Raw genomic sequence first — 7,668 nt, 5'->3', positions numbered from 1 at the left:
ATGGCTGCATAAGAATAGATTCCATTAGGAATCTATATACCTCTTTCAAATAAATACAATCTTTGCACCAGAACCCTAATATTTGATGCAACTTTCTAGCAACCCTTGTTTCTTCGTAAATCATATATTCATACTCTTCAGGCTTGAATTCTGTTACTAAAACATATGTATCCAATGGGTTCATCGTATACGTATTTACCCATTTATTGGGGTTCAGCCGAGATACATGTAATTTCGGGTCATAGTCTGTATTTTATTTCCATTATTGGATTGCGGTGTAACAAAAAGGTGTTTTACTAATAATGTTACGAATTATTTTTGATACAGTATTTTGTTACAGCTAGTTCAACGGTTAGGATATTTCATATTTTCAAATACAACACGTAACAAAAACGAACGTTTATGTTACAAATATCATCGAAAAAACAACGTTTGGTAAAAAATGTATTACTACAACCTAGTTTTACACGTATCTCGGCTGAACCCCTAAATCTATTTACAGAACAAATAAATAGAAACAAACCTATATAATCTAAAACCGATTATCATTTCCATATATATATACAGATATTTATCTATTTTCAAATTACGATGACTCTACAACTTAAATCATGTATAGTGAATCACTTTACCATGTACAAATTACTACCTTTCTTATTTGCTCTTGTTTTTATTTATCGCATAATTTCTTTTGGTTGAGTAACTGCAAAGACCTTATTATTAATCCTTTTCAATTACATTACTTCTTTATCTGACATCATATAACGCAATAAATACTGTTACAAAAAAAATACTCTTTACATATAACGGAATTTTCTTTTTATTCACTCAATTACAGGGTTATATTCTCATATCACTTTTAGATAAAAAAATAATTTCTCCTTAAAAACATTAAAAAGTATATATTTATCTCTAAATATTCGAATGATTTTTAATGTTTTCTGGATACAATTCAGCTAGTATTTTAACCGGACTATCTTTCCAAAATTTACTAAAAGGTGTAATCATTTTTTTCTCTATCATCCATTTCCTCACCCCCATTCCATATAATTCCGATATAGAAATTGAAGATGTTTCAATTTCATTTCGAATAATTGTTATCGCTTCTCCTTTATTCATCCAAGTCCTATTTGGTGCATCTTTTAAATCCCATGGGTTGAATTGTCCTGGAAATGCTGCGTTTAACATTTCATATGGACTATCTCTAAAGAATTTATTTAATGGGGCACGCAATCCTTGTTGTATTACCCAACGTAATGAATATTGTTCCTTCATATCTTTTGTAGATAAATTCAGATTTTGTACTATATCTCTAAAAACCTTTAAACTTTCTTCTTTACTTTTCCAACAATTATTTGCCGCCTTCTTAAATTCCCATGGCTGAAATTGATTTGGATACGCCTCATTTAATATTTGATACGGACTAGAATTCCAATAAATTTGAAGAGGAGAATCTAAATATCTTTCTTTCAACCACTTATGATTAAACATAACTAACAGCTCTTCTCTTGATAACTGTTCTTTTTCTTCAATCCAATAATATAAAACTTCTAATGCTTTTTCCTTTGTCCAATAGTTTTTCGGTGTAGATTTTAATTCCCATGGTTCAAATCGATTTGGAAATGCTGTATTTAACATTTGATACGGGCTATCTTTAAAATACATACAACACGCACCACCCAGTTTCCATTTTTTTATTAGTTCAAAATTCCATTTCTCTTTAATTTCTTTATCATTCCATTTTAAAATATTGTTAACTAAATGTCGTGTTAGTAATTTGATTATTTCTTTTTGAGGGTCATCCTTCCATGTACCGTTAGGAAAGCGACGCCTTTTCCCACATAAAATCTCTTCATAAATCTCTACAATTGTCTGTTTCATTAAAATTCCCCTCTCCTTATTACATAAACCTTTCATGCTGACTTTTTATAATCATTACAACGATTCTTCCTCACCATTTTCTTCAATCTAATCGACTTGTTATTCATTCCTATATAGTGCGAAAGATAAGCAATCTGGATCTACAAAATCGACGAAAAGAGAAGCGTTCCTTCTTTCATATGACGATCTAGTAACATGTAATATCCCCTTGTCCTCCTTACAGTTGTTCACTATATAATATAGAGACACTGCATATCGAAGTGCCTCTTCATGTATGCCCTCACTCTTGAGCAGGTACGTCTGCTAACGTCCATGTTAATGATGTTGAATATTTTTCTGTTCTTTTGCTACCATCTTTTTCGTAATAATACCAATCCTCTTTCTCCTTCACCCAGCCTACTTTATTTAATACTTCGGCTGCCTCTGTAAACGTTGGTGCATAGGTAGAACATAATAAAAATAATGATACTATAAGTCCTATGACTTTCTTAATACTCGCATCTCCTTATCAGTTCATTAAAAACCTTTTAATTATATATTATATTTTATTACTATTGAAATAATAAAATATAATATGCATAATTGCATATCCATCTTATCAATAGGGCGTACTCTATTGATAAGATTACAAGTTATTGATTTTAAAGGATTTAGAGGTTCTCAAATACACTTATCAGAATTGAATATTGGTATTTAATTCCAGAGTGGCCTTTGAAACCCATAATTGTTTCCGTACCCCTTTGGGGGGACATCAAAATTTTAGTTTGATGGGAATGTATGGTAATCCTTATTAGTTCAGCAATGACACACATTATCCGTCACAAATAACCAGAAATAGACTGTAAATTTACAGAAAAAATTTGATGAAATATATTCTTCTGTTTTTTCGACACGATTAGACAAACCATTCCATCTTAATATGATATTTTATGATATGCGAGGTGGAAAATATGCAAAGTAAAGAAGAAATGATAGAGCTTTCGTTAACGGAAGGATTAATTATACCGGCTGCGATATTATGTGGTGAAGGTCATGAAGAGGAGAAAGGACAGGTTTTTTCTGACCTACCATTTGAATATTAATAGGGAGACTATCCCTAGTGCTATCAAACTAACGAAAAATTCCTACTTAATCACGATTTTGGATACTCAAAACTTTTTTATAAACAGTGGAACTTTATTTCAAACCCACAACAGTACCCCATGTTCTAGCCTCAATTCCTGTTACAGTTCTATATTGAGTAAAGCTAGTTGATCCCTATAATATAAAAAGAGCACCACTTTTTGGATGCTCTTCGTTATAACTATATATTATTTAATTTCCTTCTTTTGTTGGTACCATTTTTCCTTCTTGAGAGTCTGTACCTTCTGTTCTTTCAACAGTTTTTGCAAATTCAGGATTTGATTCTGTACCTTCCTTTATTGGTAAATTTTTTCCTTCTTGATAATCTGTACCTTCTGGTCTTTCAACACTTGTTGTATATTCCGATTTTTCAGGGTCTCCCATTTCAAATACAGGATTTGATTCTGTACCTTCTGGTCTTTCAATTGTTTCACTATATTTTGCTTTTTCTACTTTTTGATCTGATTTTACATCTTCTGTACCTACTGCACCTCCCGCTACTAATCCTGTACTTAAAAGTGCTCCTGCTAATAATGTTTTAATCATTTTTCATTACCTCCTTGTTTTGTTTGGAACTACATTTAGCATAAGACAAGAATCTATAGTTGATATGGACTGTATCTGGAGATTATGTAAAGAAAAATAGATAATCAGTTGCATATCCTAATGGGTGTTTAGACAAGATTGAAACTTTATATGAGTTTGATAAGTGAGTTACCCTTTGTTTTTGAGCATGAGGTTTATGGCTGGGGTGAAGCGTATCGAGGAGCTAACCTTTTCTAATTTGAAAGTAAACTTTTGAATATTTATTTACATTGGATTAAAACGATATTATCGAAAAATAGAGATGGAAGACGATCTCACATTAATCGTCTTCCATCTCTAAAAATAACAAAAAATCATTTTACTTCATCTAGCTTCTTCATTTTTCTAAGTAACTTAGTTTTTGTTATATCTCTAGAAATAATAAATAAAACTAAGTTAACCAAAATTAAAATTACATCTATACAAATAACCCAAAAGTCACTTTTTATAAAAGAATTAATCAAAACCAATATTAATAAACTAATTCCTGAAATTAAACCTACTTTATTTTGGTCTATTTTTAACATAAAATCATCTCCTTCTAACTATTTTACACTATTCTAACTACAATTAATTTTAATATTAAATAATCTTAATGTAGTTTTCTTATGAAAGTAAACTTTTTATTATTAGTTTACTTTCAATACACCTGTTAGCTTAATAATTATCTTTAGCAAAATAAATTAATTTTTTCTATCCCTTGTGAATCTCTTTAATGCTTTTTCCTTCTAAAAATGCATGTCCCGTATTAATTTTTTCTACTGTTTCAAACCCATACTTTTCATACACTTTTTCTACTGTTTCATTAATTGGGATCACCCAAAGATTATCTAGTCCTCTATTCATTACTTCACTTTGAATAAAGTGAATAAGTTCACCTATTAACCCTTTACCTCTAAACTTTTCAATTGTAGCTACACTTTCCATTCGGGCCTGTTTTTCATGTTCAAAAATACAAGCGATGGAACATGCTACTCCATTGTATCTAAGAAGATAGTGAGTGAATGCTGGATGTTGGAATTCATCTTGAAAAGCTTTTTTTCTAACTTCGCCTCCTAACTCTTTTATACTACATTCAATATCTAAAGCTTCTTCAAAATTTAATTCAGATACCTTTTCAATAGTAACTTTTTCATTTTTATCTTTTTTAGTTAATTTCTTATTCCATAATTGGACTGGACTTATTAATTCCTCAAATCCAAAATTCTTTATTTGTAATTCAGAAATCAGTTTTTCTTGCATATCTAAGTTGTATATATAAAATCTAGGTACTATATTTTTAGTCTTATAGAAATGGACTACTTCATCTACTATCATTTGTGGATTTAAACTTACTACACTTATATGTGCATGATTTGCATCATAATAATAGGGGTTACTTTCATTACAAAATATAGAACCCCATGATTTCTCTATTCGGCTAGTAAAGGTTTCAAGATATGCAAAATCAAGCTCAAGAACATTTTTTAAACTAGTCATACCATATTCCCTCTTCTCTATTTATTTCTTCAATATCTTCTATACCTTATTATACATTTAAATATTTTAATTTTCAGTTTTTTTAATTAAAATATTTCCAAGAAAAAATGAAAGAGTAATCGCAAAGACTACTCTTGTTTCTTTTCCTTCTCTTCTTTTTCAATTTCAGATACCGATTTTTCAGGATCTTTTATAAGTTTCCCCAGTTCTCCAGAACGTCCAAAATCATCTTCAAAGTCTTTCGTTGTACTGATACTAGCACCGAACCATAATTCTTGATCACCATTTATATATCCTTTTATAGTAGGGATTCCCATCGGATTCACCTCATGTTTTGTAAACGTAATAGATTTCACATCTTTAATATTGTAATGAATATATTTTTCTACTCTTGTTTCTTGTGTTTTCCAAAACTTTTCTTCTTTTTCTTTTTGTTTTAAGTATTCCATTGTAAAATACCCTCCTGCTATGAGCACCATAACAGTTATAACCGAAATCATTATTTTTTTCATAGAAAATCCCCTTATAAAAAACTTACCAATGTATTCTTCTTAAAAATGGGATAGAAAAGAAAAGAGTAGTACAAAGACTACTCTTGTTTTTTTTCTTTCTCTTCTTTTTCAATTTCGGATACGGATTTTTCAGGTTTTTTTATTAGTTTTCCAAGTTCTCCAGAACGATCAAATTGATCTTCGAAATTTTCTGTAGTACTAATACGAGCTACAAAATCTAATTGTTGATCATTATTTATATACCCTTTTAGTCTAGGAATTCCCATAGGACTAGTTTCATGTTCTATAAATGTAATAGATTTTACATCTTTAACATTATAACGAATATATTTTTCAACTCTCGCCTCTTGTGCTTTCCAAAACTTTTCCTCTTTTTCTTTTTGTTTTAAGTATTCCATTGTAAAATACCCTCCTGCTATGAGCACCACAGCAGATACAACCAAAATCATTACTTTCTTCATTGGAAATCCCCTTATATTCAAAGCTAGTTAACATATGCTCTTTCTAAAATAGGGTACAGAAACCAAGAGTAGTTGCAAGAACTACTCTTGGTTTTTTTCTTTCTCTTCTTTTTCAATTTCAGATACCGACTTTTCAGGATCTTTTATAAGTTTCCCCAATTCTCCAGAACGTCCAAAATGATCTTCAAAATTCTCTGTGGTACTAATACTTGCTACAAACCACAATTCTTGATCGTCATTTATATATCCTTCTATAGTAGGGATTCCCATCGGATTCACCTCATGTTTTGTAAACGTAATAGATTTCACATCTTTAATATTGTAATGAATATATTTTTCTACTCTTGTTTCTTGTGTTTTCCAAAACTTTTCTTCTTTTTCTTTTTGTTTTAAGTATTCCATTGTAAAATACCCTCCTGCTATGAGTATCACAGCAGATACAATCAAAATGACTATTTTCTTCATGGAAAATCCCCTTATAAAAAACTTACCAATGCATTCTTCTTAAAAATGAGACAGAGAAGAAAATAGTAATACAAAGACTACTCTTGGTTTTTTGCTTTCTCTTCTTTTTCAATTTCGGATACGGATTTTTCAGGGCCTTTTATAAGTTTCCCCAGTTCTCCAGAACACCCTAATTTTCTATCAAAAATATCATTATCATCAAGACCCGCATCAAACCATAATTCTCTATTATCATTTATATATCCTTTTATATGAGGAACTCCCATAGGACTTATTTTATGTTCTATAAACGTAATAGATTTTACATCCTGAATATTATAACGAATATACTTTTCCACCCGTACTTCTTGTGCTTTCCAAAACTTTTCTTCTTTCTCTTTTTGTTTTAAGTATTCCATAGTAAAATACCCTCCTGCTATGAGTATCACAGCAGATACAACCAAAATCATTACTTTCTTCATTGGAAATCCCCTTATATTCAAAGCTAGTTAACATATGCTCTTTCTAAAATAGGGTACAGAAACCAAGAGTAGTTGCAAGAACTACTCTTGGTTTTTTTCTTTCTCTTCTTTTTCGATTTCAGATACCGACTTTTCAGGATCTTTTATAAGTTTCCCTAATTCCCCAGAACGCGTGAAATTGTCTTCAAAGTTTTCAGTTGTACTTATACGAGCTATGAAATCTAATTCTTTATTATTATTTATATAGCCTTTTAATCTTGGGACTCCCATAGGACTTACACTCTTTTCTGTAAACGTAATAGATTTTACATCCTGAATATTATAACGAATATACTTTTCTACTCGTGCTTCTTGCACTTTCCAAAACTTTTCCTCTTCTTCTTTTTGCTTTAAGTATTCCATAGTAAAATATCCTCCTGCTATAATACAAATAATGGATAAAATAATTACCAATTTCTTTTTCATTTAAAATCCCCTTATATTTGAATATAGTTAAAATATACCATGAAATGAGTTGAGAAACATATGAATGAATTTAAAAGGAATACCATTGCAACAGATGAAGATTATTTCGAACTATCAGATCAAGTTTATGATGACGAAGTTTTAAAAAAAGGTAAAGAAATAAAAGGGGTAGATGGTAAGATATGGGTAGTTATAGAATCAATTGATGCAGATTGTCAAAAAGTAAAAAATGGATTA

At 30.1% G+C, this 7,668-nt stretch carries 10 protein-coding genes and 1 pseudogene; 2 read left to right on the top strand and 9 right to left on the bottom strand.

The annotated features are described in order from the left end of the window. Positions 1–912: 912 nt before the first annotated feature. Complete coding sequence (locus CQZ94_RS29500) at positions 913–1,881, bottom strand: DUF4046 domain-containing protein (protein WP_181149575.1); 969 nt, start codon at positions 1,879–1,881, stop codon at positions 913–915. Positions 1,882–2,831: 950 nt separating this feature from the next. Between CQZ94_RS29500 and CQZ94_RS32135 the strand changes: the two genes are divergently transcribed. Further along, on the top strand, positions 2,832–2,963 hold the full coding sequence (locus CQZ94_RS32135) for a hypothetical protein (RefSeq protein ID WP_257149419.1): 132 nt from the start codon (positions 2,832–2,834) through the stop codon (positions 2,961–2,963). Positions 2,964–3,195: 232 nt separating this feature from the next. On the opposite strand, the gene CQZ94_RS29495 is transcribed toward CQZ94_RS32135, so the two are convergent. From CQZ94_RS29495 to CQZ94_RS29460, 8 genes are all read right to left on the bottom strand, one after another. Next, entirely contained in the window at positions 3,196–3,549 is a 354-nt protein-coding gene (locus tag CQZ94_RS29495) for a hypothetical protein (RefSeq protein ID WP_105588279.1), read from the bottom strand. A 353-nt stretch (positions 3,550–3,902) separates the two neighbouring features. Beyond that, positions 3,903–4,115, bottom strand: a complete 213-nt coding sequence (locus tag CQZ94_RS29490; protein ID WP_105588278.1) for a hypothetical protein — start codon at positions 4,113–4,115, stop codon at positions 3,903–3,905. A 166-nt stretch (positions 4,116–4,281) separates the two neighbouring features. Continuing rightward, the gene (locus CQZ94_RS29485; protein WP_105588277.1) at positions 4,282–5,067 is read right to left on the bottom strand and encodes a GNAT family N-acetyltransferase; all 786 of its coding nucleotides are present in this window, start codon (positions 5,065–5,067) and stop codon (positions 4,282–4,284) included. 128 nt (positions 5,068–5,195) lie between these two features. Continuing rightward, positions 5,196–5,579: a DUF1433 domain-containing protein gene (locus CQZ94_RS29480; protein WP_105588276.1), complete on the bottom strand. Its 384-nt coding sequence runs from the start codon at positions 5,577–5,579 to the stop codon at positions 5,196–5,198. A gap of 77 nt (positions 5,580–5,656) precedes the next feature. Then, positions 5,657–6,040 (bottom strand): DUF1433 domain-containing protein, encoded by a 384-nt coding sequence (locus CQZ94_RS29475; RefSeq protein WP_105588275.1) that lies wholly within the window; start codon positions 6,038–6,040, stop codon positions 5,657–5,659. 81 nt (positions 6,041–6,121) lie between these two features. Then, complete coding sequence (locus CQZ94_RS29470) at positions 6,122–6,505, bottom strand: DUF1433 domain-containing protein (protein ID WP_105588274.1); 384 nt, start codon at positions 6,503–6,505, stop codon at positions 6,122–6,124. 77 nt (positions 6,506–6,582) lie between these two features. Next, positions 6,583–6,966 (bottom strand): DUF1433 domain-containing protein, encoded by a 384-nt coding sequence (locus tag CQZ94_RS29465; RefSeq protein ID WP_105588273.1) that lies wholly within the window; start codon positions 6,964–6,966, stop codon positions 6,583–6,585. An 81-nt stretch (positions 6,967–7,047) separates the two neighbouring features. Continuing rightward, positions 7,048–7,431, bottom strand: a complete 384-nt coding sequence (locus tag CQZ94_RS29460; RefSeq protein WP_105588272.1) for a DUF1433 domain-containing protein — start codon at positions 7,429–7,431, stop codon at positions 7,048–7,050. A 60-nt stretch (positions 7,432–7,491) separates the two neighbouring features. On the opposite strand from CQZ94_RS29460, the pseudogene CQZ94_RS32130 reads away from it, so the two are divergent. Beyond that, positions 7,492–7,668: pseudogene (locus CQZ94_RS32130) on the top strand (cytoplasmic protein); the annotation flags it as partial.

Origin of the sequence: Bacillus sp. MYb209, assembly GCF_002975175.1 — a bacterium.
GTDB lineage: Bacteria > Bacillota > Bacilli > Bacillales > Bacillaceae_G > Bacillus_A.
The sequence above is the reverse complement of the archived record's forward strand: the minus strand, read 5'-3'. Positions and strand labels throughout refer to the sequence as shown.